General features: G+C 41.8%; 23 protein-coding genes. 13 read left to right on the forward strand and 10 right to left on the reverse strand.

Going from position 1 to position 24750, the window contains the following annotated elements:
• Positions 1–309: 309 nt before the first annotated feature.
• Positions 310–1929, forward strand: a complete 1620-nt coding sequence (locus tag V7K76_RS21365) for an NAD(P)/FAD-dependent oxidoreductase (protein ID WP_334951863.1) — start codon at positions 310–312, stop codon at positions 1927–1929.
• A 242-nt stretch (positions 1930–2171) separates the two neighbouring features.
• Here V7K76_RS21365 and V7K76_RS21370 read toward each other — a convergent pair whose 3' ends face one another.
• From V7K76_RS21370 to hemW, 4 genes are all read right to left on the reverse strand, one after another.
• On the reverse strand, positions 2172–2438 hold the full coding sequence (locus tag V7K76_RS21370) for a hypothetical protein (protein ID WP_334779824.1): 267 nt from the start codon (positions 2436–2438) through the stop codon (positions 2172–2174).
• A gap of 150 nt (positions 2439–2588) precedes the next feature.
• Positions 2589–3710, reverse strand: coding sequence for a THUMP domain-containing class I SAM-dependent RNA methyltransferase (locus tag V7K76_RS21375; RefSeq protein ID WP_334951860.1), 1122 nt, complete (start codon positions 3708–3710; stop codon positions 2589–2591).
• Positions 3711–3857: 147 nt separating this feature from the next.
• Positions 3858–4745: a UTP--glucose-1-phosphate uridylyltransferase gene (locus V7K76_RS21380; RefSeq protein ID WP_334779822.1), complete on the reverse strand. Its 888-nt coding sequence runs from the start codon at positions 4743–4745 to the stop codon at positions 3858–3860.
• A gap of 10 nt (positions 4746–4755) precedes the next feature.
• Complete coding sequence (gene hemW / locus V7K76_RS21385; RefSeq protein WP_334951858.1) at positions 4756–5937, reverse strand: radical SAM family heme chaperone HemW; 1182 nt, start codon at positions 5935–5937, stop codon at positions 4756–4758.
• 377 nt (positions 5938–6314) lie between these two features.
• Here hemW and V7K76_RS21390 point away from each other — a divergent pair, with 377 nt between their 5' ends.
• The 5 genes from V7K76_RS21390 to hisS all read left to right on the forward strand — a co-directional run bounded on the left by V7K76_RS21390 (position 6315) and on the right by hisS (position 11677).
• A complete protein-coding gene (locus V7K76_RS21390; protein WP_334779819.1) occupies positions 6315–7391 on the forward strand; it encodes a PIN/TRAM domain-containing protein in 1077 nt (358 codons plus the stop codon).
• 312 nt (positions 7392–7703) lie between these two features.
• Positions 7704–8183 carry a hypothetical protein gene (locus V7K76_RS21395; RefSeq protein ID WP_334951854.1) on the forward strand — a complete coding sequence of 160 codons (480 nt, stop codon included), beginning with the start codon at positions 7704–7706 and terminating at the stop codon, positions 8181–8183.
• 46 nt (positions 8184–8229) lie between these two features.
• Positions 8230–8835 carry a Uma2 family endonuclease gene (locus tag V7K76_RS21400; protein ID WP_334779815.1) on the forward strand — a complete coding sequence of 202 codons (606 nt, stop codon included), beginning with the start codon at positions 8230–8232 and terminating at the stop codon, positions 8833–8835.
• Between the two features lie 881 nt (positions 8836–9716).
• Positions 9717–10163: a DUF3598 family protein gene (locus V7K76_RS21405; protein ID WP_334779813.1), complete on the forward strand. Its 447-nt coding sequence runs from the start codon at positions 9717–9719 to the stop codon at positions 10161–10163.
• A 125-nt stretch (positions 10164–10288) separates the two neighbouring features.
• Complete coding sequence (gene hisS, locus V7K76_RS21410) at positions 10289–11677, forward strand: histidine--tRNA ligase (protein ID WP_334779812.1); 1389 nt, start codon at positions 10289–10291, stop codon at positions 11675–11677.
• A 391-nt stretch (positions 11678–12068) separates the two neighbouring features.
• Here hisS and V7K76_RS21415 read toward each other — a convergent pair whose 3' ends face one another.
• The gene (locus V7K76_RS21415; RefSeq protein ID WP_334779811.1) at positions 12069–12365 is read right to left on the reverse strand and encodes a DUF3288 family protein; all 297 of its coding nucleotides are present in this window, start codon (positions 12363–12365) and stop codon (positions 12069–12071) included.
• Positions 12366–12720: 355 nt separating this feature from the next.
• Between V7K76_RS21415 and V7K76_RS21420 the strand changes: the two genes are divergently transcribed.
• Positions 12721–15177 carry an ATP-dependent Clp protease ATP-binding subunit gene (locus V7K76_RS21420; RefSeq protein ID WP_334779810.1) on the forward strand — a complete coding sequence of 819 codons (2457 nt, stop codon included), beginning with the start codon at positions 12721–12723 and terminating at the stop codon, positions 15175–15177.
• A 212-nt stretch (positions 15178–15389) separates the two neighbouring features.
• On the opposite strand, the gene V7K76_RS21425 is transcribed toward V7K76_RS21420, so the two are convergent.
• From V7K76_RS21425 to V7K76_RS21440, 4 genes are all read right to left on the reverse strand, one after another.
• Entirely contained in the window at positions 15390–16487 is a 1098-nt protein-coding gene (locus V7K76_RS21425) for an AI-2E family transporter (protein WP_334779809.1), read from the reverse strand.
• A 147-nt stretch (positions 16488–16634) separates the two neighbouring features.
• Positions 16635–18068: a bifunctional orotidine-5'-phosphate decarboxylase/orotate phosphoribosyltransferase gene (locus tag V7K76_RS21430; protein ID WP_334779808.1), complete on the reverse strand. Its 1434-nt coding sequence runs from the start codon at positions 18066–18068 to the stop codon at positions 16635–16637.
• A gap of 88 nt (positions 18069–18156) precedes the next feature.
• A complete protein-coding gene (locus V7K76_RS21435) occupies positions 18157–18753 on the reverse strand; it encodes a cytochrome b/b6 domain-containing protein (protein ID WP_334779807.1) in 597 nt (198 codons plus the stop codon).
• Positions 18754–19501: 748 nt separating this feature from the next.
• Positions 19502–21097, reverse strand: a complete 1596-nt coding sequence (locus tag V7K76_RS21440) for a PAS domain-containing sensor histidine kinase (RefSeq protein ID WP_334779805.1) — start codon at positions 21095–21097, stop codon at positions 19502–19504.
• A gap of 28 nt (positions 21098–21125) precedes the next feature.
• On the opposite strand from V7K76_RS21440, the gene V7K76_RS21445 reads away from it, so the two are divergent.
• Both V7K76_RS21445 and V7K76_RS21450 read left to right on the forward strand, forming a co-directional pair.
• On the forward strand, positions 21126–21248 hold the full coding sequence (locus tag V7K76_RS21445) for a hypothetical protein (protein WP_335030001.1): 123 nt from the start codon (positions 21126–21128) through the stop codon (positions 21246–21248).
• 214 nt (positions 21249–21462) lie between these two features.
• Positions 21463–21681: a hypothetical protein gene (locus tag V7K76_RS21450; RefSeq protein ID WP_334779971.1), complete on the forward strand. Its 219-nt coding sequence runs from the start codon at positions 21463–21465 to the stop codon at positions 21679–21681.
• A 265-nt stretch (positions 21682–21946) separates the two neighbouring features.
• Here the strand turns inward: V7K76_RS21450 and V7K76_RS21455 are convergent, their stop codons facing one another.
• Positions 21947–23632, reverse strand: coding sequence for a SulP family inorganic anion transporter (locus tag V7K76_RS21455; RefSeq protein ID WP_334779804.1), 1686 nt, complete (start codon positions 23630–23632; stop codon positions 21947–21949).
• 131 nt (positions 23633–23763) lie between these two features.
• Here V7K76_RS21455 and V7K76_RS21460 point away from each other — a divergent pair, with 131 nt between their 5' ends.
• The 4 genes from V7K76_RS21460 (at position 23764) to V7K76_RS21475 (ending at position 24633) form a co-directional block, all read left to right on the forward strand.
• Positions 23764–23934, forward strand: a complete 171-nt coding sequence (locus tag V7K76_RS21460; protein ID WP_334779803.1) for a hypothetical protein — start codon at positions 23764–23766, stop codon at positions 23932–23934.
• 101 nt (positions 23935–24035) lie between these two features.
• Complete coding sequence (locus tag V7K76_RS21465) at positions 24036–24221, forward strand: hypothetical protein (RefSeq protein ID WP_334951848.1); 186 nt, start codon at positions 24036–24038, stop codon at positions 24219–24221.
• Complete coding sequence (locus tag V7K76_RS21470; protein WP_334779801.1) at positions 24218–24424, forward strand: type II toxin-antitoxin system HicB family antitoxin; 207 nt, start codon at positions 24218–24220, stop codon at positions 24422–24424. The genes V7K76_RS21465 and V7K76_RS21470 overlap by 4 nt, the downstream gene beginning before the upstream one ends.
• Positions 24421–24633: a type II toxin-antitoxin system HicA family toxin gene (locus V7K76_RS21475; RefSeq protein WP_334779800.1), complete on the forward strand. Its 213-nt coding sequence runs from the start codon at positions 24421–24423 to the stop codon at positions 24631–24633. The genes V7K76_RS21470 and V7K76_RS21475 overlap by 4 nt, the downstream gene beginning before the upstream one ends.
• Positions 24634–24750 lie beyond the last annotated feature (117 nt).

The following is a 24750-nucleotide window of genomic DNA, read 5'->3' on the forward strand; positions in this document are numbered from 1 at the left end:
TTGAGATTTTAACGAGCAATACGGTTCGGTTAAGGTTTTTTGATTAAAATTCTAAATTCCAAAGACGTGATAAATCGCCGTCTCTACAAAGGAATGATTATTGTAGAGACGGCGATTTATCGCGTCTCTTGCCTTAACCGAACAGTATTGGCTCCACGAGAAGCGAGTATAAATTCGGGGGAAATTATTCGAGACACTGTTTGCGTTCAGACATTTTTAAATTTTGGATTTTGAATCTTCAATCCAAAATCCAAAATTTAAAATCTAAAATAAGATGATTTTGATAGACAGTATGCATTTCTCCTCGCCATGTTACGACTAACAGAAGTAAAGCTCCCGCTCGATCATCCTGAAGATGAGATCAAGACTGCCATCCTCAAAAAGCTGCAAATCACAGATGAAGAATTGATCGGCTATTCCATCTTCAAGCGTAGCTACGATGCGCGTAAGAAAGGAGAGATCGCTCTTGTTTATATTCTGGATGTAGAAACAACTCAGGAGACTCATCTACTCAAGCGCCTGAAAAAAGATCCCCATGTGATGGCTACGCCAGACATGAGTTATCGCCCAGTGGCAAAAGCACCGAGCAATTTAGCGATTCGCCCTATCATCATTGGTACTGGGCCTTGTGGCTTGTTTGCGGGTTTGATGCTGGCACAAATGGGGTTCCGTCCCATCATTTTAGAACGTGGGAAAAAAGTTCGCGATCGCACCGCCGATACTTTTGGCTTTTGGAAGAAAAAATCAGACTTTAACCCCGAATCTAATGCCCAGTTTGGTGAAGGTGGTGCAGGTACATTCTCTGATGGCAAACTCTACAGTCAAGTCAAAGATCCTCAGCATTATGGACGCAAAGTACTAACCGAACTCGTCAATGCAGGAGCCTCGCCGGAAATTTTATATATCAATAAACCCCATATCGGCACATTCAAACTGGTAGGAATCGTCCAAAGTATGCGCGCCAAAATCGAATCCCTTGGCGGTGAAATTCGCTTTCAAAGCCGGGTGGCAGATATCAATATCGAAAATGGACAAGTGCGGGGAGTCACCCTCGCCAGTGGGGAATATATCGCCAGCGATCATGTAGTTCTCGCAGTCGGTCATAGCGCCCGCGATACCTTTCAAATGCTATTTGAACGCGGAGTTTACATCGAGCCGAAACCTTTTTCCATCGGCTTTCGGGTTGAACATCCCCAGACTCTCATCGACAAATGTCGTTTCGGCGCTCAAGCTGGTCATAAGCTTTTAGGTGCTGCCGATTATAAACTGGTTCACCATTGCCAAAATGGTCGTTCCGTCTATAGTTTCTGTATGTGTCCGGGGGGCTTGGTAGTTGCAGCCGCATCAGAACCGGGGCGACTTGTCACTAATGGGATGAGCCAATACTCTCGTAATGAGCGCAATGCCAATAGTGCGATCGTTGTGGGTATTACCCCCGAAGATTATCCAGGAAATGCCTTAGCGGGAATTGACTTCCAACGACGCTTGGAAGAAAAGGCTTTTGAATTGGGCGGCGGGACTTATGAAGCTCCAGGACAGTTGGTGGGAGACTTTCTCAACCATCGCCCTTCTACAACATTGGGCACTGTTAAACCTTCTTACACACCTGGGGTACATTTGGGTGATTTGAGTGAGAGTTTACCAGATTATGCGATCGCCGCCATCCGTGAAGCCATTCCCGCTTTTGACAAACAAATTAAAGGTTTTGCGATGGATGATGCCGTGTTGACTGGGGTAGAAACCCGCACCTCATCACCGATTCGGATTAAACGCAAAGAAGATTATCAGAGTTTAAATACAGTCGGTCTTTATCCGGCTGGTGAAGGCGCGGGATATGCAGGGGGGATTCTCTCGGCGGGTATCGATGGGATTAAGGTGGCGGAAGCGGTAGCTTTAAGTATATTGCGAACCGTAGATCACAAAATCTGAGGCGGAAGAGTTTTATGAAAAGAAGTGAGGTTTAAAACCGTACTTCGTCCCGCTACGCTAACGCCCGCAAGTGGCGCGTTCGCGGTAGCGTCTCGCAGAGAAAGAATCATTGTTTCCTAAGGTAGGTAGAAACCCCACCCCTTGTGGGTGGCTGTCTTTAATTTTGAATTTTGAATTTTGAATTTTGAATTGATTCATGGATGATTGTTTCTGAAAGGGGAAAAGCGATCGCAGTGGGGAATTTATCCGATTGTTAAAGCTGGTTCTTTACAGAAGTTAAATAGGGCTGACTCAGTTTCTGATCCATCTTCAAATACAGCAGAGATGTACCATTCACAGGGCGAACCATTCGTATATTCAGCCCAAGCAATTGTTGCTGTTTCACCTGATGGAATCCCTGACTCACCCAAGTTAAATGAAGCCCACTCTTCATCATCGATAGATACCCACAACTCTGTAATTGTCAGTTCAGTTTTATTGGTAACGGTAAAGGTGAATTGGTCTGACATAAATAACCTTTTAGCAATAAATAAATTGCAGATTGTCAGTCACAGATCATACTGGCACTTTTTTAAAAAAAATGTCATGCTATCTCCCATAATATAGGCTCAGATAAGCTTTGAAGCTTTTTTTACTAAAGTTAAATTTCTTAAAGAGTGTTAATACAACTCATATTTCATTAACTGACAGGGCAACGTTCCGTTGTACACGGCAATTCGCTGGGATGATTTTAGCCCTATCGATTGAGACAGTTCCTTGTTGCCACTTAGCACAAATGCAGTCCAGCCTTTGAAGCGTTGCTTCAGTACATCGCCCAAAAGTTTATAGAACGCCCCTAAATCACTATCTCGTCCCAGCCGTTCGCCATAGGGTGGATTGCAGAATAAAATCCCACTGTCTGCGGGGGCGACAACATCAGCAAGTTCCATTTGAGAAAACCATACATGATTATCAACGCCGCAGTTTTCAGCATTGTTAATTGCTTGCTCAATTATATTTTCATCGCGATCGCTTCCCCAAATTGGCGCAGGCAGGGTATCTATTTGGCTGTCCTTAGCTTCTTGCAGCAGCTTTTCTAAAAGGGGCAGGTCAAAATCGAGCCAATTTTCAAATCCAAAGGATTCACGAAACAGCCCTGGTGCAATGTTGAGAGCCTTTAAGCTAGCTTCTAGAGGTAAAGTGCCAGATCCACAGAGAGGATCGTAGAACATTTGGTGTGGCTGCCAACCCGAAAGCTGAATGAGGGCAGCAGCTAGAGATTCCTTGAGAGGGGCTACTCCAACCGCAGGACGGTAGCCTCGGCGATGCAGACTATTTCCAGAACTATCAAGTTTAACGGTACAAAAATCACGTTCAATATGAACATTGACCCGCACATCTGGGTCATGAAGTTCCACATTTGAACGTTCACCCAGATTTTCTTTCTGTTGGTCAACGATCGCATTTTTGACCTGTAAAGATGTGAAGTGGCTGTGGTTGAGGTGCTGGTTTTTGCCCGTGACATTCACCGCCAGCGTCATGTCTGGCGTGAGATAGTTTTGCCAATCGATAGCCTGAATGCCGCGATAGAGATCCTTAGCATCAAGGCATGGAAACTCATGGATATGCACCAAGATGCGGAACGGTAGCCTAGCCCAGAGGTTGACGCGATAAAGTAGAGTGCGATCGCCCTCAAAGGCTACACCACAAAATCCTGGCTCTACAGAATGGGCACCCAGTTGCTCTAACTCCTGAGCCGCCAGGGTTTCTAATCCGCGAGCAACCGTTGCAAAATAATTCATAATTCGTAATTCGTAATTCGTAATTAATGGCTATTAGTAACTCAAATTCTCTTAGTCCACGGAGGTGGACTTTGCTTGTATAGTTGCGTTCGCCCTTGGCGTGCCGGAGGCATCATTCTATTCGCTTCATACTTTTCTACGATTTATCTAGAAATTTCTAAAATCAATCATTGTTTGGCGATAAGCATCTGGCAAACCTGTATCAAAACACTTTCCTTTAACAACATATCCTGTCATTCCTTCTTCCTGACGCAATCTTTCCAGACAGGATGTTAACTGAAATTCACCTCGTTCTCGGAAGTTTTGGTTGATATGTTCTGCTAGAAATTCAAAAATTTTCGGAGTAAGTAAATATAAGCCAAATATACCTAAAAACTCATTTTCTGTCATTCCCTCTAAACGCAAATACCTTTGTGCATAATCAATGGTAGGTTTTTCATAGAGTTGTGTAACTGACAAAATCGAGTTTAATTCTTGCCAAACTCCTGTTACACACCCAGCTTTATGAATAATTTCTGCTGGCATTGTAGTTAAGCCAACAACGCTTTGATTAACTCGTTCGTAAACATCTAAAACTTGACTAGCACAAGATTTTTCAATATCAGACGCATAAATGTGGTCGCCCAACATGAGTAAAAACGGCTCATCTTGCACCCAATCTTTGGCACAAAATACCGCGTGACCATAGCCCAATTGCTCCTCTTGTAGTAAAATGGTAATTCTGCTACCTAAATCTTCAAGATATCGGCTATATTCTTGATTTTGCGGTGAAAGTTTATCTAAAAGTTCTTTTTTAGGTGGCTTTTTTAATAAATCTTCAAAGATTTCTTTGTCATCTGGCTGCACCACAATCCCTACTTCTGCAATTCCAGCACTAATTGACTCTTCAATAATTGCTAAAATCACAGGTTTTGCCCTACCATCTCGATCGATAATCGGGAAAAGTTCTTTTTTCACAACCTTGGTAGCTGGAAACAAACGAGTACCGAAACCAGCTACCGGAATCACAGCTTTTCTAACTTTATTTTTTTGCATAAATGCATCGTCACCCCAACTTTTCAAACAACTCCGCCAACACCACATTAGAAAACAAAAAGCCTTGGGGATCAATCAAACGCAACCTTCCCTCTGCAATTTCTATCCAACCATTCTCAAAATATTCTTGCAAACACTGGCAAATTTCCTTCACTTTCTCTTCGCCAAACCCCTCCGCCAACGCTGCCAAACTCACACCCTCCGCTAAACGCAACCCCAACATTAACGTTTCTAACAATACTTCCTTTGGGGGAGTCACATCACAATCAATCACACCGCCAGCTTGCACCCACTGGTAATACTCCTTCGTTTTGCGTGGACGAGTGAAGCGTTTGCCCTCAACATAACTCGCCGCACCCATCCCAAAGCCGTAATAAGGGCGATTTTCCCAATAAACTCGATTATGCCGACACTGATAACCAGGTTGAGCATAATTAGAAATTTCATAATGCTCATAACCTGCACTAGTTAAAACCTGCTGCCCCATCTGGTACATTTTGACTGTGGCTTCATCCGTAGGCAAAGGTGTATTACCAGGTTTGTAGTAACGACCAAAGGCTGTACCTGGCTCAATAGTGAGATCGTAGATGGAAATGTGAGTGGGTGCGATCGCCACCGCTTTTAAGAGAGAATCCTGCCATTGATCTAAAGACTGATGCGGCAACCCAGAAATTAAGTCTAAGCTAAATACGGGAATCTCCACTTGGTGAATCAGTTCCACAGCTGCAAAAATATCTTCAACTGAGTGCGATCGCCCTGCCTTCTGCAATAATTCTGCTTGAAAGGCTTGTACGCCCAAACTTACCCGGTTTACGCCTGCACTGTGATAGCCTGCTATATGGGCTAAATCAAAGGTGGCTGGGTCAATTTCCATAGAAATTTCTGCCCCAGAAGCAATCCCAAAATACTTTTGTAGCTCTCTCAGTATACGTTGTAGCTGCTCTGTTGATAGCAGCGAAGGAGTACCACCACCGAAGAAAATTGTCTTCAGGGGTTGACCAACTGCTGGTGTCATGGCAATTTCTTGACATAGCACCTCAACATATTGGGAAATAGTACCAGATGTTTCACCCCGCAAGCGATCGCCCACAACAGACACCGGGAAATCACAATAAAAGCACCGCCGTCTGCAAAAAGGAATATGCAGATAAGCAGAACTCACAATTCCAGAAATACTAAAATTTTGACTCATTTTGAGAAAAGTTTGGAGTTAACCCAACTGCAAATTAGAGACAATAAAAATGAGGTAAGAATTCAGGGGTAAGGAGCCAGAATAATCGTAAAATCAAGCGTGCAATAACTTCTTGATTTTATTAAACTTATTAAGTTTCGGTATCAAGCTCTTCTGAATTCTGAATTCTTAAAAAATGAGTAGTTTATTTACAAATTTTTGTCGTTTTACAAAAAAACAATGAAAAATATTAAGATAAGAACCTTTAGTTATAATAATTGCAGATATTGTCAGCCTAAACCCTTAGTGTAAGTCAATATTCATTAGTCTATCTTACCGATACAATAAAAAATACTTAACTTGATCGGTGAACACAGTTGTAGGAAAACAAGACAACCATGCTTGACGCAATTATCATTTTCTCATTTATCCTCGCAGCGTCGGGAATAGGGTTCTACAGCATTGAACTACTACCCAATGGGGCGCTAGATCAGGTAACGAATATAGAAGCTTTACGCTTAGTTGTTGCCGTCTTTGCCGCTATTATTGGTGGTGCGATCGGGCTGAGTTTCCAGACGACATATCGTCGCTTGGAGGCACAAGTCAAAGAAATGCCTCTAGAAGTAATTTTAACGCGTGCGATCGGCTTAGTGATTGGGCTATTGTTAGCTAACCTCATGCTAGCCCCACTATTTTTACTACCCATTCCGGCGGATTTTGGATTTATTAAGCCATTGGTGGCAGTTGTCGGTAGTATTATCCTCTCCGTCACTGGCATGAATTTGGCAGATACCCACGGGCGAGGCTTATTGCGGTTCATTAATCCCAACACCGTCGAATCGATGGTAGTGGAAGGAACGCTAAAACCAGCCAATACCAAAGTTTTAGATACTAGCTGTATTATTGATGGTCGTATTGAAGCCTTACTAGAAACAGGGTTTTTAGAAGGACAAATTCTCGTACCGCAGTTTGTCTTGCAAGAACTGCAACAAGTAGCCGATGCTAGCAAAGACCAAAAACGGGTGCGGGGAAGACGAGGACTAGAAATTCTCAACCGCATTAAGGAAGATTACCCCGATCGCATCCTGATTAATGGAGTTGACTACGACGATATTCCCACAGTGGATGCCAAGTTAGTCCGCTTTGCCCAAGAAATCAGTGGTACATTGCTAACCAACGACTACAACTTGTCTAAAGTTGCCAGTGTTCAGAAAGTACCAGTTTTGAACGTAAATGATTTAGTGAACGCTGTGCGTCCCAGTTATTTACCTGGTGACAACCTTGATTTAAAAATCCTTAAAGAAGGCAAAGAACCCAGTCAAGGTATTGGCTATCTAGATGACGGCACAATGGTAGTCGTTGAAGAAGGCAGCAATTATGTGGGTGGTGAACTGCGAGTAGTAGTTACCAGTGCTTTGCAAACCACCGCAGGAAGAATGATTTTTGCCAAACCCCAAGCTTCAGCATTGGCGTGAGGGAAATGTCCGGTGCAATTAGAGTTAAATTGTGCGTACGCGCAGCGTCGGCGCAGCCATCGGTGCAGTCAACCTGCACCGATTATTTATTTGGATTTATCAGACTTAGTTATCTGTAAATACTGTTGTTGCGTCTCGTGGAGAGCTAAGAATTAATTAAACTGGTGTTAAGCTAAACCACATCTAGTTTGCATATCCAAAATTCATATCACTCTTGTGGGGTGGGCATCTTGCCCGCCTAATTATGCAAGTTGAATGTGGAACAGCTTATCAGTTATTCGCATTCTGAGCATTATGAAGCGCATTTGCACTATGGTTAATATTTTTACAATAACTTCATTATCTGCTTTTGTATTTGCTAGCACCACTAATTTATTGCTAATGCAGACAGTCACAGCTAAACCAGTACAGACAAAAAAGCAAGTCAATCAACCAATACCATTTAACTCAAGAGTAAGAATATACCCCGCAAATAATAGCCTACCAGCAAGTCGCTTGATTACAATTGAACGTGTTCTCAAAAAGTCTAGTAAGATGCAAATAACAGAAGCAAAACTGACAACATACGAGGAATTTGCAGCCAAAACAGGAGAGTACAAATCATCGATTTCTAACAACCGAATGGTGTGGATAGTGAGTGGTTTTGTCCAAGGTGAGTTAAGAATGTCTAAGGGTAGAAGTGTCTGTACTGATAACGCTAAACTTGTGGAATTAACGGATGCTGAAACTGGCGATTCTTTTGGTAGAAGTATTTACTGTCCTCAAAACAACCAAATAAATTTTATGCCGTAAAGTTGACTTAGAATCAAAACAACTTGCCTTCATGAGATTGACTTTTATGACATATATTTCCCCAACAACCCTCACATTTGAAGATTTTCTCTCCCAATACCAAGACAATCCCCGCTATGAACTAGCAGATGGAGAACTAATTGACATGGAACCCACTGGCCCGCATGAAACGGTGAGTGGCAAACTTGCAACCCAAATTGGCATCTACCTTGTTGCAGAACAACTCCCCTGGTTTATTCCTCGCACTTGTTTAATTTACCCATTTGCAGATACAGCTACAGTTCGTCGTCCTGATATTGTGGTTCTTGATGAAACCGTTTTAGATCGTGAACCCCTTTGGCAGCGAGAACCCGTAATTACTCTTGGACGTTCAATTAAATTAGTGGTGGAAGTCGTTAGCACTAACTGGGAAACTGACTATGCAAGAAAGCTTGAAGAATATGCGCTTTTAGGCATCCCTGAATATTGGATTGTCGATTATCGAGGATTAGGTGGTATAGCATTTATTGGGAAACCCAAACAACCTACATTCACTATTTGTCAATTAGTTGAAGACAGCTATACTCAACAACAATACCGACTCAATCAATTAATTAACTCGCTACTTTTGCCTGGTATTAAACTTCGCCTAGATGACATTCTGCCTCGTTAAGTGTAGGTACAGAAGAAGATTTATAAGTGTAGGCATAGTTTATGAATCAATACAGTTCATAATGAGCAACAAAACACTTGTAGAGACGGCGATTTATCGCGTCTCGAAAACCCAAAATTGTTGCCAGTAGCCCTTAACCCAAGCGTATTGGTTTATTAATATAGTAATTTGGGCAGCAAGAAGCCGTAGTTACACTAGTGCCAATACCGTTCGGTTAAGGTTTTTTGATGAAAATTATAAATCTCAAAGACGCGATAAATCGGCGTCTCTACAAAAGACTGATTATTGTAGAGACGCCGATTCATCGCGTCTCTTGCCTTAACCGAACAGTATTGACACTAGTGCGTATTAATACATCAGTTTGGATAGTCAGCCCAATCGATTGCTGCATTGCTCCCGACTGAAATGTCTTTAATTTTGAATTTTGTTAGCGCAGCGTTGGCGAGTCCGCGTTCGCGTAGCGTCTCGTAGAGAGCGTCATTTTGAATTTTGAATTTTTAAAACCTTCCCCACTCCTCACTCATAATATGCGAACATAATTTAAGTTGTAGCTGACTACCTGCACAGAGATTTAAAATGGATACCATTGCAATCCCTGTTCTGAATCGCCCAGTAGATACCACGGTAGAAATTCCTGATTCTAAAAGTATTACCAATCGGGCATTACTCGTCGCGGACTTAGATTATTACTTTTTTTACTCAGCACGGGCGAAACGCCCCGCTACTGCTAACAGCACTGTTTCGGTGAAGACTGACATTTGCTGTCACAGGCTTAAAGGTTCCAGGCATTGTAATAAAAGATCCTGGTTGTACAGCGAAAACTTTTCCCGATTACTTTACTCGATTTTTCCAGATGTTAGAACAATAAAAGGTGAATTGCAATGTCAAATATTCGAGAAGGAATGCCAGTACTTGCCCGTCATGAAGGAGATTGGGTAGGAACTTATACAGTAGTTGATACAACAGGAAAAATCCTCGACAAGTATGAATCTCACTTAACTTGTCAATTTCCCGAAAATGGCCCTCATCCCTACTACCAGATTAATCGCTACAAATGGTCTGATGGTAAACGAGAAGAATATGAATTTCCAGGAATCTATAAAGATAATAAGCTTTGGTTTGACACCGATCGCATAGACGGAAAAGCTTGGGAAGCCGATGATTCGATTGTCATTTTGTGGTTTAGTTATAAGACAAACCCAGAAATGAGCTTATATGAAATGATCTACATTAGTCCTGACAATAACAATCGTGCCCGCACTTGGCATTGGTTTAAGAACAATCAAATCTTTCAACGCACCCTAATTCAAGAAGAACGGCTAAGATAGTAATTTCTCCCTTCAAAGATAAACACTCATTATTCTCCAGTCCGCGCAGGCGGACTTTGTTTATGTAGCCACGACTTTCAGTCGTTAGGCTTTCATCTCCAATCTCAACTTAGTAAGGTACACGCATGGCCAAAGGTGACAAAATAAACTTTTCTACTCCTAGCGGATTTCCAGAATTTCTTCCTAGCGAAAAGCGTCTAGAATTACATTTGTTAGATATCATCCGCAGAGTTTTTGAAAGTTATGGATTTACACCCATTGAAACACCTGCTGTAGAACGTTTAGAAGTCCTGCAAGCTAAAGGTAATCAAGGTGACAATATCATCTATGGCATTGATCCCATACTGCCACCAAATCGACAAGCCGAGAGAGATAAATCTAGCGAAACTGGTTCAGAATCCAGAGCTTTAAAGTTTGACCAAACAGTTCCTTTAGCAGCATACATTGCCCGTCACCTGAATGAGCTAACCTTTCCCTTTGCTCGTTATCAAACAGATGTAGTTTTTCGGGGAGAACGAGCAAAAGATGGGCGCTTTCGTCAGTTCCGTCAGTGCGATATTGATGTAGTTGCTCGTCGTGAACTAAGTTTACTCTATGATGCTCAGATGCCTGCAATTATCACCGAGATATTTGAAGCAATTAATATTGGTGATTTTCTGATTCGCATCAATAACCGAAAAGTTCTTACTGGTTTTTTTAAATCAGTGGGAATTGCCGAAAATCAAATTAAATCGTGTATTGGTATTGTTGACACGCTAGAAAAAATTGGTGAAAGTAAAGTAAAACAAGATTTAGAGAAAGAAGGAATTTTAGAAGAACAGGCGCAAAAAATCATTGAGTTTATCAAAATAAACGGTTCCGTTGATGAAGTCTTAGATAAACTAAAACATCTCGCCCAAAATCTGCCAGAAACAGAGCAATTGAGCTTAGGAATCACCGAATTAGAAACGGTAATTGCAGGAGTGCGTAATCTCGGAGTTGCCGAAAATCGTTTCTGTATTGATTTATCCATTGCCCGTGGTCTTGATTACTATACTGGCACAGTTTACGAAACAACCTTATTAGGACATGAAGCTTTAGGCAGTATTTGTTCTGGTGGTAGATATGAAGAACTAGTCGGGGTATTTTTGGGCGAAAAAATGCCTGGTGTTGGCATTTCTATTGGCTTAACTCGCTTAATTAGTCGTTTGTTAAAAGCTGGTATTCTAAATACCTTAGCTGCGACACCAGCCCAAGTGATGGTAGTGAATATGCAGGAAGATTTAATGCCTACTTATTTAAAAGTTTCTCAACGTCTGCGTCAGGCGGGAATTAATACGATCACTAACTTTGATAAGCGTCCCTTGGGTAAACAATTTCAGTTAGCAGACAAGCAAGGAATTCAATTTTGTGTAATTATTGGTTCTGAAGAAGCCGCAGCACAAAAGTCATCGCTCAAAGACTTGAAAACAGGGGAGCAAGTAGAAGTGCTATTAGAAAATTTGGCAGAGGAAGTTAAAAAAAGACTTACTTAAATAATTCGTAATTCGTAATTCGTAATTCGTAATTCGTAATTAAGTTTTGTGAAAGCGTTGCGGTAGCGAGTCTGCGAGCGTCCGGGGATTTAGACCCCGACCCAAAACTTGCCGGTTATTGAACCGGGGGATTTAAACCCACGCTACTCGGTTAAAATATAAAGTAGCAATTCTCTATGACGATGCGTTACAGCTTCCGCCTTATACACTTTACTTATTTGGAAGTTCTTTATGAGTTTGTCGGATATCCCTAATCTATGGGTTCCTTTAGCACTTTTAGGTTTAATTGTTATAGCTGCGGGATTTTTCAGCCGCAGCAATTGATATTTAAACGATTACAGAAACTAAGTACATGCCCCATGCCCCATGCCCAATGCCCAATTCCCCATAACTAATTCCAATCCTGCTCATCTTTCTTACCGCGACTTTTGTAAATTCCTCCCAAATCGTGGATTTGACGAGTTTTCTCAAAAAGCTCGGCTTCGGTCAAACCCCACTGCTGCAAGACTTTATCTAAGTCTTTTTGGATGTCTCTCGCCCCTGGAAACCCTTGATAACGCATTCGCAGTCTAGCCAATTCTGCTAAGTTATAGTCTGTTGCCTCTTGAGCGAGTAATATATCAATAAGGGGGCGATCGCGGTTATAAAGTGGATGTTGTTGATCTTTACCAGTCGTTGCTTCAGCCATTGTTTAGTCCTGAGTGATAACTTAGGAGTTAGGAGTTAAAAGTTAAGAGTACCGAGTCTTGGTTTTTAAGTTTAGCCGAGAGCAGAGAGCAGAAAAGACAAAATAAAATAATCTTCTGCACTTAAAAGCTAATTGTAAAATTGATAACTCCTTACTTAATCATCACTCCTAACTCATTACTGCTAACTCCTAACTCACATTAGACGGCAAGTACACCTGATGTCTTACGGCTCTCACCACTGCCACTCAAGTTTAAATAAAGTTACATTAGTCCTTAAGAAAATACAAAAAACTTTAGATGAGGGTGAATTTTATCTCACCCAAAGTCCAAGCAGCGAGGGAGCAATAACCCATTATGTTTGAACACTTCACTTCCGAAGCCATTAGAGTAATTATGTTAGCTCAGGAGGAAGCACGTCGCCTGGGACATAACTTCGTAGGAACTGAGCAAATTCTCCTGGGTTTAATGGGAGAAGGAACTGGGGTTGCTGCTAAAGTGCTGGCCGAATTAGGCGTTACCCTCAAAGATGCACGTCGCGAGGTAGAAAAAATTATTGGTAGGGGTTCTGGCTTTGTACCACCAGAAATTCCTTTTACTCCTAAGGTGAAAAGCCTCTTCGAGCAATCGTTTAAAGAAGCTCATAGTTTAGGACAGAATTACATTAACACTGAACACTTACTCTTAGGATTAACTGAGGCTGGTGAAGGTGTCGCCGCCAAAGTACTGCAAAATCTAGGGGTTGACTTCAAGACTGTCCGTAGTGCCATCGTTCGGCGTTTGGGTGAAAATGCACCAGCTTTTGCTGGTAGTAGTGGTAGTCAAAAGCGCACCCAACCGCTAACGATGGAAGAGTACGGCAGAAATTTGACCAAATTAGCCCAAGAAGGCAGACTAGACCCCGTAGTTGGTCGCCAAAAGGAAATTGAGCGGGCGATCCAAATTCTCGGTCGCCGCACTAAGAATAACCCAGTGTTGATTGGAGAACCAGGAGTTGGTAAAACTGCGATCGCAGAAGGTCTAGCTCAACGTATTATCAATCAGGATGTTCCCGAAACCTTACAAGGCAAGCAAGTTATCAGCCTCGATATGGGGTCATTGGTAGCTGGAACTCGCTTCCGTGGCGATTTTGAAGAACGCATCAAAAAAGTTGTGGAAGAAGTTCGCACTGTGGGCAATATCATCCTGGTAATTGATGAAATTCACACCTTGGTTGGCGCTGGTGGTACAGAAGGTGGCTTGGATGCAGCCAACATCCTCAAACCTGCCTTAGCAAGAGGTGAACTCCAGTGTATCGGCGCAACTACTTTGGATGAGTATCGGAAGCATATCGAGCGCGATGCCGCCCTAGAGCGTCGTTTCCAACCGATTAAGGTGGGGGAACCCTCGGTAGAGGAAACCGTACAAATTCTCTACGGCTTGCGCGGTGCTTATGAGCAACACCACAAAGTCACAATTTTGGATGCGGCACTAGTTGCAGCAGCAGAATTATCAGACCGCTATATTAGCGATCGCTTCTTGCCCGATAAGGCAATAGACTTGATTGATGAAGCTGGTTCTCGCGTTCGTCTGCGGAACTCCCAAAGTTCTCCCAATAAAGAACTGAAGCGTGAACTCGCTGGCGTTACCAAAGAAAAAGAAGCAGCAGTCAGAGTCCAAGATTTTGACAAAGCTGTAACCCTACGTGACCAAGAGTTGAAACTCGCAGAACAACTGCAAGCAACCTTTACACAAAACGATCAATCTGTCAATTCGACTGTAGTTGACGAAGAAGATATCGCCCAAATCGTTGCCTCTTGGACTGGCGTACCAGTTAACAAACTGACTGAATCTGAGTCAGAGTTGCTTCTACACCTAGAAGACACTCTACATCAGCGACTCATCGGACAAGAGCAAGCAGTCACGGCTGTATCTCGCGGTATCCGTCGCGCCCGCGTCGGCTTGAAAAATCCCAATCGTCCCATTGCTAGCTTTATCTTCTCTGGGCCCACTGGAGTAGGTAAAACAGAATTGGCGAAGGCATTGGCTGCCTACTTCTTCGGTGCAGAAGATTCGATGATTCGGCTAGATATGTCCGAATACATGGAAAGTCATACCGTCGCCAAGCTGATTGGTTCGCCTCCTGGTTATGTCGGATACGACGAAGGCGGACAACTTACAGAAGCCGTGCGGCGGAAACCATACTCAGTGCTGCTATTCGACGAAATCGAAAAAGCGCACCCCGATGTATTCAATATGCTGCTGCAACTCTTGGATGACGGTCATCTTACCGATGCCAAAGGTCGGAAAGTAGACTTCAAGAACACGCTGATCATTTTGACTTCTAACATCGGTTCCAAGGTGATTGAAAAAGGTGGTAGCGGCTTAGGCTTTGACTTCGACACTCAAGCCGACGCTAGTTATAACCGCATTCGCACCTTGGTAAATGAGGAATTGAAAGCTTACTTCCGTCCTGAGTTCCTCAACCGTCTTGATGAGATTATCGTCTTCACCCAGCTGTCCAAAAATGAAGTTAAGCAAATCGCCGAAATTATGCTTCGCGATGTTGCTAGTCGCTTGACGGAAAGAGGAATTATCCTAGAAGTTAGCGATCGCTTCAAAGAGCTTGTGGTACAAGAAGGTTATAACCCCAGCTATGGTGCTAGACCATTACGCCGGGCAATTATGCGCCTCCTAGAAGATTCTCTGGCTGAAGCAATGCTGTCTGGTGAAATTACAGATGGAGACACAGCCCTTATCGATGTTGATGACGACTCTCAGGTGAGAGTTAAAAAATCAGAAAAACGGGAGTTACTGTTAGCAAGTGCTGGCTAATTTTATACGCGATCGCTTTTTGCTGTAACTTTTGAGAAACAATCTAGCCTCTTGCGTAGAGCAGAGGTACAAACAGGGTCATCTCAGACAAACATTAAGTGAAATAGTATTATTTCTCAGCCCTAGTATAAATGCTAGGGTTTTTTTTATGCAATTCCTTACAACTTACCGTTAGCAGTAGAGATGGCATCTTGATTTTTATCCACAACTCATTACAATGTTGATTCGTCTGGCAACAATTCTGATATTGCTTCATCGTCACCCACTTTACCAGAATTACCAGATGTAGAAAAACCATCTGCCACATCTTTGATAAAAGCAGATACAGGTACAGCGACTAGTAAACCCAAGACTCCGCCAACATTGGTACCGACAAGCAAAGCAATTAATACCCATATTGGTCTAAGTCCAGTAAATTTACCTAATAAACGTGGTGCGATCGCCTGATCGATTAACTGGTCAATGACAACAGCTACCGCCAAAACTTTTACTGCTAGCCAAAAGTCGTGTGTAGCGATTATGAAAGTAATTACAATTAAACTGACGACATCACCAAAAGGAATTAAACTCAAAACCCCAACCGCCAAACCAAAGAGTAAACCAAACTGGACTTGAAAAGCTAAAAACAATAATGTTACTGAAACACCCATCAGCAAAGCCAAAGTTACCTGACCAATCAAGTAATTTTGGAAGTTTTGCTGAATAGACTGGCTTACCTTCTGAGCAAAATTTCCTGGCAACTTCTTAAATATTCCCTGCCAAATTCTTGGCCCATCTAACAACAGGTAAAAGGTCAGGACTACTGTGATTAATGATTCAGAAATACTATCAATAGTATCTATAATAATGCTTAAGAGTTTATCGGAAACAAACTCTAATTCATTGGGCAATTTGTTAGTTATTTGTGTTAATAACTGACTGAGATTTACATTTATTTTATGTCTCAAAAACCAATCATTTACAATCTGAAGTTTTTCTTCGCTAGAATCAATCCATTGGGGAAAAACTTTAACCATTTCATTAAATTGCTCTAAAACAATTGGCCCTAAAGTTACACCCAAAGCAACAACAATTACTAATGCCAATATAAAAACTAACGCTACTGCATAGCCGCGTTTAACTCCGCCATGTTGGAGAATTGAAACAGGATAGTTTAAAATGAATGCAAGCAAAGTAGCCAAGACAAGAATTGTGACAACAGGCTGAAAGTTTTTAACCAGCAAAAATGCTAGCCAACCATTGAGAAACACTAGAGGAAATAGCAGCGTAAAAATTAACCATCTCAGTAGTTGATTCAGTGAAACATTCATAATTAATTTAAAAATCCAAATTATTCTAGTTACCAGATTGAACCGAGTAATTAAATATGCTCAACAGGAAGTAGACAAGAAAATCTTTACCCATTCCCCATTCCCCATTCCCCATTCCCTACTCCCTACTCCCCATTATTCCAATTACTAACTTTCAGCAAAAGCTAAAAATTGCTCCTCATTTATTCGCCCTGCTTGATATAAAGTATTAGTAATTTCAGAAATAGTTAAAACCGCATGACTGCGATAACCATTTTGCTGTAATCTATCTTTCACCCCCTGTTCATGGTCGATAAATACTACAATATCATCAACCTTTAATCCTGCTGATTCTAACTTTCCTGCCCCTTCCATGACGCTTTTGCCACTGATGAGAATATCGTCAACCACTACAACCGTTTCGCCAGGATGAAAGTTACCCTCAATTACTCTCCGAGTCCCATGTGCTTTCACCTCTTTACGCGGGAAAATCATTGGACAATGAAGACGCAAAGCTAAACCAGTCGCAGTCGGTAAAGAACCGTAGGGAATACCTGCTAACCTATCAAAACTAAGATTTTTCAAAATCTCCTCATAAGCTGTGAGAACTTGATTAAAAACTTGGGGATTGGAAATAATTTTGCGTAAGTCGATGTAATAAGGAAATATCGCTCCTGACGCTTGAACAAAGCTGCCAAACATAATACAGTCAATATCATAAAGTTGTAAAATTAAATCTTGTTGGGGGTGCTGATTGAGCAAACAAACATCAGGAAACCACACAGAACACGTGGAATTTTCATAAATAATTTCAGCTTTGATTTGATTAATTTCTGCGCGTAAAGACTGTACTTCTTCAGATAATTGTGTATTCCCCAACATATCTTGAGGAACAGGAATCAGCAAACCATCACCATTAGCATTCAAGCCAACTTCTAAAATTTTCTTTAGGTTTTGACCCTCCGCCCAAATGCTACGCGCCATAATAATTCGTTCTGGCGCAACTGCTCGAATAAGTGCTAAAACTTCAGGATTTGTAGTTCCTACTTCCAAACCCAATTGTTCTTGAGTCCCCCAGGTTTTTGATTCTTTTACCACCTGTAAATAAAGGGGTGATTCCTTTGTAGGATATTGCTGTAAAGCTTCTGCACCTAGATTTGAAGTACAGCATAAAATAAACACCGCTTTACCAGGATAGACCAAAAAAGGTGCGACATGATCTTGTCCTGTATAGGGACTGAGAGTGATTGCATCCACTTGCCATTCTGTAAACACAGTTCGGGCAAAAATTGTACTAGTATTTAAGTCACTGTGTTTTGCATCTAAAATAACAGGGATGTGGGCTGGAATGGCTGCTAAAGTTTTGTACAGCAGTTCTAAACCAGGAATACCTAAGGCTTCATAAAAGCCAAGTGTTGGTTTATAGGCACAAACAAAATCAGCAGTTTCCGCAATAATGAATTGTAACCACTTCTCCAAACCAGTGATGAGTTCTTCAGATTCATAACGCGTAGGCATCATCTCTGGATTTGGATCGAGTCCGACAAACAGTAAGCTTTGATTTTGTAAGATATTACGATTCAATTTATCAAAAAAGTTCATATTTTTTTAAAGAGTCATTGGTCATTTGTCATTTGTCATTTGTCTCCGCTTCCTGAATCTCTCTATCTCCATTAGCATAGTTGGTTTACTAAAACATTGATTCTGTTAGTTGAGTTCCTCCAGCTTTCTGCCCTAATTGATAGTGAATCACTGCAAATAAGATAACCATTGGCACTGAGGCAAAGTGAACGATTCGCAATGCTTGCCAACTGCCAAACAGATCCACAATCCAGGGAAATTGAGCAGGTTTATACATTCCTATTCCTGTAAATAATGCCAGCAGCAAGATAGGAATAATTGCTGTATAAGCAATCCGATGCCAAGCATAAATTAAACGCTGGGAATTTTGAGTTTTTTGTAATGCTTTGAAGTCATTAGCACCTACAAAGCGATGTCGCCAGCGTCGGGTAATTAAAACGTAAATTCCATACCACAACAGATTTAACGAAAATAGCCACATTGCTGCAAAATGCCAGTGTCTACCTCCTGCCAGCCAACCTCCTAATGTAAATATCGGAGGAATGTGCAAACCTGCACGTCCACCAAAAACAGGGTTGGTGTTGTAAATTTGTAGTCCACTGGTGAGCATGATAAACAGACTAATGATATTACAGGAGTGGAAAATTTTAGCTCCTATTGCTTGGGTGGGTGGCTTTCGAGTTGGGGAAGGAACGATGGAAGTCATAGATTTTGACTGATAAAATTCGTTGTTTATCTGTCTTGGGTATATAGCCGAATGGCACTAAGTTAAGATACAGCCCTTGCCCTGACTGGTTCCCAGCCTCCAGGCTGGGAACCCATTCTGGGAGGCTCCGCCTCCAGTAGCTTGACGAGAGGCTCTGCCTCTCGGAATACATTCCCAGCCTCCAGGCTGGGAACGAGGCTACACATGCTTTTGGGCTTTTCTTAGTGCCATTCGGTATATAGCCCAGCAAGTTTGGGAGTGGGCATTACTCACCTTTATTTTCTCATCCTATAATTCAGTATTCTGACATTGATGGTCTACCATCTGCTGTTTTAACTGTCAGTTTAGATAGGGCTAAGTAAGTCGGTGAGAATAAATCAGAGTAGATTAAGTAATGTAAAGAATATTGAGATTAGTTCGTAGTGGGGGCTTCAGCCCTCATAAGAGGACTAAAGTCCTCACTACAAACCTTGAAGAACCGCTATATATTCTTCTTAAAGCGTATTGCATAGGGTGGGCATTGCCTACACCTGAGCTTCAAGTGTACGGAACTTTTTCAAAAATAAAACCTGAGTAGTATATTTCATATTTAAGTGTTCACAACAGTCGTAATTTGGGAACTATAGCAAATAGATAAAATTTTCACATTGTAACTACTGAACAAATAAAAACAAAAAGGATTTATCAAACTAGAAATGCTCAGGCTCGAACCCAGATCAATCAAGCAAAACCATGTCAAGTTAATTACCTAAAAACTGGCGTGTTTTCTCATTACGGCATAGTGTCTTGCTGTTGTATTAATTTCAATTACTAACTCTGTGCCTTGACCTAATTGAGAATTACACTTAAGTTTACCTTGATGTTTTTCAACTATAATTTGCCGACTAATTGATAACCCCAGTCCTTGACCTTTGCCTACTGGCTTAGTCGTAAAAAATGGTTCAAATATATGTCTTTGGATATGGGGCAGTATGCCTTTGCCATTGTCAAAAATGCGAATTATAGCTTTGTGTTTTTTATCCTGTTGGTTGTTGTTTACCCAATGTTCATTACTATTGACCAATGATAAATGGCTGCTAACAATTTCTGTATGAATTAAAATTTTGGGAGTAAAGGAATTATCATGCTTCATCCTCTCTTCTAAGGCATCAATGGCATTTGTTAAGATGTTCATGAATACCTGATTTAGTTCACCTGGATAACACTCGATTAAAGGTAATTCACCAAAGGTTTTAATTACTTGAATCCCGGCTCTATCAGGCTTTTCTTTCAGACGATGCTGCAAAATTCTGAGAACACTATCAAATCCTTGATGGAGGTCAACTTTCTTCATTTGACCTTCGTCAGAGGTTGAAAAGTTCTGCAAGGCGAAAACAATTTCTTTGACGCGTTCCGACCCGGCTCGCATTGACCACAGCAATTTTAAAAAGTCTGTCTTCACAAAACCAAGGTCGAGGCGTTGCAAATGTAAGGCGATGACTGGGGTAGGTGTGGGATAGTGATGTTGATAAAGTTCTATGATTTTGATTAAGTCTTCAGCGTATTGGCTAGCGGGATGGAGATTGCCGTAGATGAAGCTAACGGGGTTGTTAATTTCGTTAGCCATATCCGCCACCAGTTGACCGAGATTAGCCATTTTCTGGTTCTGCAATAACTGCCTTTGGGTATATTTGAGTTCTTCGAGGGTAGTTTCTAGCTGCTGTGATTTTTCCCTAACTTGGTCTTCGATAGACTGGCGTTGGACAATTTCTCTTTGGAGTTGTTCAAAGAATTGGTATTGTTGAGTAGCGTAGGCGCAGCCCGTCGTAGACATCGCCTTATCCTGAGTAATATCCTTGTGCGTCCCCGCCATCCGCACGGGTTTACCGAATTCATCCCACTGAAATACTTTCCCACAAGTCAAAATCCACTTCCATTCCCCGGATTTAGTCAACATTCGCAATTCGACTTCAAACACAGGTGTGTATCCTTGGAGATAATCGTGCAATACTTGGCGAATTCTCGGTAAATCTTGCGGATGTACAAGTTGCTCAAAGGATTGATAATCGTTGTCGATTTCGTCTACTTGATATCCCAGAATGCTTTTCCATTGGGGATCGTAATAAGTTTTATCAGTTACTAGATTCCAATCCCATAACCCCAAGCCACTGGCGATTAATGCCATTTTTAAGGCGGCTTCTGAAGATTCACAAGGATCTAAATTTTCTTGAGATAAGTCTTTTGCTTCTGGGAAATTCTGGGTATCTGGTACTGAAAATGGAGTTTCCGGTTCATAGGTATTGGGTTCTTCGATATGCATAGCTGCTGGTACGATGAGGAAGATATCTTGTAGCTCTCTCTCCACACTGTCTTAGCACCCTGACGATCCAGTTATGATTGATTGGGCTGTAATTTTGGTCAGACATATATCAGCCCAGATCATAAATTTGGATGGAATTAAAAAAAGTAAACAGATGAGTGTAACCTCTGTTGCGATCGCAATTGGTGATTTTTGAGGAAAAGATCGCTTTATTGTGTGCATCTACATTCTAAGATATGTCTAAAAAAAGTAGTTCAAATCACATATAATTACCTAAAAGCTCAGAAAAATTTGTAAAAAAATTGTCAAGGCTTGTTTGTAGCTTTTTTGGTAATAGCTAGCTGCTATTTATACAAGACACAAGCATCATGGTGTGAAAAAATTTCATGCTGAATTTGAGCTAATGAGTAATGACTATAGATGAACTAGTACTGCTACTAAAAGCCAGTCAAGCAACCGGTTTAACGACGCTCCAAGAGTTGATCTTGCGTTACCCGCAGATTTTGTTGTTTGATGAGGCAACATCTGCGTTGGATAATCGCACGCAAGAGATTGTAACTCAAAGTTTAGAACAGTTGGGGGTAACTCGTGTAGCGATCGCCCATCGCTTGAGTACCATTCGTCATTAGACATCTCCAGAAATTAAATATGCGTTACCCATAACCCTTGTAGAGACGTAGCAGTGCTACGTCAAAACAATTCTTTTTCGGAGATGTCTATTATGTTGCATGAAACGTAGACACAAAGGGGCTTATTGCGGCTACCACAGAGACACAGAGAACACAGAGAGAGGATATTTAAAAAGATATTTTTGGGAACATCAAAGCCTCTTGCCAGAGAGCTTTATAGGATACTTTGGGGCTTTTCAAACATCCTCTTAATGGCAAAATATTGTTAGTCAATTAATTCCATCAATTCTTTTGTTTTCAAATCATCTGCTATAGGTGGAGAACATGCAATCTGAGGAGAGATAGAGCAAATTGCCTCTGTGGTTGTTTCAAAACAATTTGATAACCCAATTGTCTTTAACAATCCTGTACGTTCTAGTAGTTGTTGGACTTCGGGTTGTAAACCTGTGAGAATTAAGCGGCAATTGTGCCGTTCTAAGTCATGATAAATATCTTCTAAGGCTACTAACCCAGTTGTGTCCATATTTGGTACAAATCGCAACCGCAGAATTAAATACTTTACTTCCGGTTCATCGCGGAGGAAGGTAGCAAACCGTTCAGCAGCACCAAAAAATACCGGGCCATCTACCCGATAAACGGCAATTTCTTTACCTAATTCCAGAGGAGTACCAGGGGGAAATACTTCGGTTTCAGGTATTTTAACTAAGCTTAAATCGCTCATCCGTTTAATGAACAAGGCTCCGGCTGCAATCAATCCCACTTCGACAGCGAGAACTAAGTCAAACAAGATTGTCACTAGCCAGGTGAGAATCATCACCGCAAAGTCTGAGTAGGTAGCACGCATCAATAAACCAATGGCTTCCCATTCAATCATCCGCAGGCTAACCACCATCAGAATGCCAGCGAGTGCAGCTAAAGGAATCTGCGCTGCTAAGGGTGCTAAAGTTAAAACGATGATGGCTAAAGCAAGTCCGTGAATTACCCCAGATAGTCGGGTTTTGCCGCCAGAACGGACATTCACAGCAGTTCGAGCGATCGCACCTGTGGCGGGGATGCCACCAAAAAATGGCACAATCATATTAGCCAAACCTTGACCAATTAATTCGCGATCGCTATTATGTTTTTCGCTGACTGTCATCCCATCAGCCACTACTGCCGATAGCAACGATTCAATACTTCCCAGCGCCGCTAAAGCCAAAGCCGGATTAATTAGTTCTCGAATCACACTAAAATCATTCCAGTGGGGAATGCCTTGAGGCATCGGTAAAGATTGAGGAATCGTGCCAATTGTTGGTACATTTAGATGGAAAGCAGAAGCGATCGCAGTTGCTAACACCAGTCCCACTAAAGAACCTGGTATTGTCGTATTGATCCTTGGCCACAAAAGATTGGTGGCAATCACCACAACTGCTAAGGCAACAGCCGCCCAGTTTAAGGCTTCTACATGAGTTAGACTTTGCCAAAGTCCGGGCAAAAAATGTTCGCTACGTGGTAATTTTAAACCAAAGAAATTATTTAACTGACCACAAAAAATAATGACGGCAATACCATTAGTAAAACCTGCCGTCACCGGATAAGGAATAAACTTTACTAACTGTCCGAGTTTGGCAACCCCCAAGGCAATCTGGATAATTCCAGCCATCACCCCAGCAATCCAAACTTTCTCAAGGCCGTACTTGGCGACAATTCCCACCAAAACCACAGCCATTGCACCTGTTGGCCCTGTAATCTGTACTGAGGAACCACCAAAAATTGCGGCGACAATTCCCGCCACAATCGCGGTGTAAAGTCCCGCTTTTGGTTCCACACCACTGGCTACCGCAAAGGCTAAAGCCAAAGGCAATGCTACCACTGCTGCTGTTAATCCTCCCGTCAAATCGCCACGCAGTCCACCAAACAAGCGATTCAAGCGCAAAAGCAATGGTTCTTTGAGGATATCAGATGTTGCCATATCGTCATTTTCAACTCTTGTACACAATTTGTTGAAGCACACACAAATGTTATTCCATCTTTTCGGTAGATTTCATCAGAGTTGTGGAAGATTTCGCGATTGCGTATGGGTTTTAGTTCAAGTTCGCCTATTTGCTGATTAATAAAAGCACAGGTTTGCTTGACATAGTGTATATAGTGTGTATTGTATGGTGTGCGATCGCTACAGAGTTATTTAGCACGACTACTGCTGGTTGGTTTGAAGCTTTGCGTGCTTTGGCAGATAAGCCCGAACATGGGGAAGTAAGGCACGGTAGCAGCTAGCGTCAGTGCAGCCGAACTAAAAATTTGATGTTTTTAAGCAAATCGGCATCTTTTTAGTATTAACTTTATAATTTACATAAGTACAAATTTGAGAAATACTAATGTTGCAATCGATTGAAGGAGTGTACAAGAACGGTAATATACAACTTTCAGAATTACCATCTGATGTATCAGAAAGCCGTGTTATTGTAACTTTTTTAGAACCTGAGAAATCTCAAATCCAAAAGCAGATAATGCGGTTTGGTATGTTTTCTGGGCATGAACAATCAATAGAAAAGACGCTATGAACTTCACGATAGAGATTGAACAAGAAGAGGATGGACGCTTTATAGCAGAAGTGATAGATTTTCCTGGTGTACTGGCTTATGGGCAGACACGAGAAGAAGCAGTTGCTAGAGTTCAAGCATTAGCTCTGCGTGTCTTAGCAGATAAGCTGGAACATGGGGAAGTAACTCCAAAGCTAGTCAGCGTTTCATTTGCCGCAGCATGAGTGAGTGGTCTAGCACAAAGACAAAGCGTGTCCTAGCTGCTTTGCTGCGTATTGGTTGGGAGATTAAACGCCAATCAGGTTCGCATAAAATTCTGACACGCCCTGATTGGGCTGATTTTGTGTTTGCCTTTCACGATGGTCAAGAGATTGGACCTCGGATGTTAGCAAGAATTGCTAAAGTGACAGGTTTAACACCTGAAGATTTGTGATCACAGTTTGAATTTTATCTAAATAAGTAAGCGTATCGCACTTCTCTTCTTCCTTTCTAGTTTGTTCTTCTTCTCTCTTCCTCAGTGTTCTCTGCGCCTCTGTGGTTCGTTTCTCCT

The sequence above is a fragment of the Nostoc sp. genome (genome assembly GCF_036917975.1).
Classification (GTDB): Bacteria; Cyanobacteriota; Cyanobacteriia; order Cyanobacteriales; family Nostocaceae; genus Nostoc.

Bases quoted from the DNA above. Each gene is read 5' to 3' on its own strand.
- V7K76_RS21365 (WP_334951863.1), top strand. From the start codon at position 310: ATGTTACGACTAACAGAAGTAAAGCTCCCGCTCGATCATCCTGAAGAT.
- V7K76_RS21370 (WP_334779824.1), bottom strand. From the start codon at position 2,438: ATGTCAGACCAATTCACCTTTACCGTTACCAATAAAACTGAACTGACA.
- V7K76_RS21375 (WP_334951860.1), bottom strand. From the start codon at position 3,710: ATGAATTATTTTGCAACGGTTGCTCGCGGATTAGAAACCCTGGCGGCT.
- V7K76_RS21380 (WP_334779822.1), bottom strand. From the start codon at position 4,745: ATGCAAAAAAATAAAGTTAGAAAAGCTGTGATTCCGGTAGCTGGTTTC.
- hemW (WP_334951858.1), bottom strand. From the start codon at position 5,937: ATGAGTCAAAATTTTAGTATTTCTGGAATTGTGAGTTCTGCTTATCTG.
- V7K76_RS21390 (WP_334779819.1), top strand. From the start codon at position 6,315: ATGCTTGACGCAATTATCATTTTCTCATTTATCCTCGCAGCGTCGGGA.
- V7K76_RS21395 (WP_334951854.1), top strand. From the start codon at position 7,704: ATGGTTAATATTTTTACAATAACTTCATTATCTGCTTTTGTATTTGCT.
- V7K76_RS21400 (WP_334779815.1), top strand. From the start codon at position 8,230: ATGACATATATTTCCCCAACAACCCTCACATTTGAAGATTTTCTCTCC.
- V7K76_RS21405 (WP_334779813.1), top strand. From the start codon at position 9,717: ATGTCAAATATTCGAGAAGGAATGCCAGTACTTGCCCGTCATGAAGGA.
- hisS (WP_334779812.1), top strand. From the start codon at position 10,289: ATGGCCAAAGGTGACAAAATAAACTTTTCTACTCCTAGCGGATTTCCA.
- V7K76_RS21415 (WP_334779811.1), bottom strand. From the start codon at position 12,365: ATGGCTGAAGCAACGACTGGTAAAGATCAACAACATCCACTTTATAAC.
- V7K76_RS21420 (WP_334779810.1), top strand. From the start codon at position 12,721: ATGTTTGAACACTTCACTTCCGAAGCCATTAGAGTAATTATGTTAGCT.
- V7K76_RS21425 (WP_334779809.1), bottom strand. From the start codon at position 16,487: ATGAATGTTTCACTGAATCAACTACTGAGATGGTTAATTTTTACGCTG.
- V7K76_RS21430 (WP_334779808.1), bottom strand. From the start codon at position 18,068: ATGAACTTTTTTGATAAATTGAATCGTAATATCTTACAAAATCAAAGC.
- V7K76_RS21435 (WP_334779807.1), bottom strand. From the start codon at position 18,753: ATGACTTCCATCGTTCCTTCCCCAACTCGAAAGCCACCCACCCAAGCA.
- V7K76_RS21445 (WP_335030001.1), top strand. From the start codon at position 21,126: ATGATTGATTGGGCTGTAATTTTGGTCAGACATATATCAGCCCAGATC.
- V7K76_RS21450 (WP_334779971.1), top strand. From the start codon at position 21,463: ATGACTATAGATGAACTAGTACTGCTACTAAAAGCCAGTCAAGCAACC.
- V7K76_RS21455 (WP_334779804.1), bottom strand. From the start codon at position 23,632: ATGGCAACATCTGATATCCTCAAAGAACCATTGCTTTTGCGCTTGAAT.
- V7K76_RS21465 (WP_334951848.1), top strand. From the start codon at position 24,036: ATGTTGCAATCGATTGAAGGAGTGTACAAGAACGGTAATATACAACTT.
- V7K76_RS21470 (WP_334779801.1), top strand. From the start codon at position 24,218: ATGAACTTCACGATAGAGATTGAACAAGAAGAGGATGGACGCTTTATA.
- V7K76_RS21475 (WP_334779800.1), top strand. From the start codon at position 24,421: ATGAGTGAGTGGTCTAGCACAAAGACAAAGCGTGTCCTAGCTGCTTTG.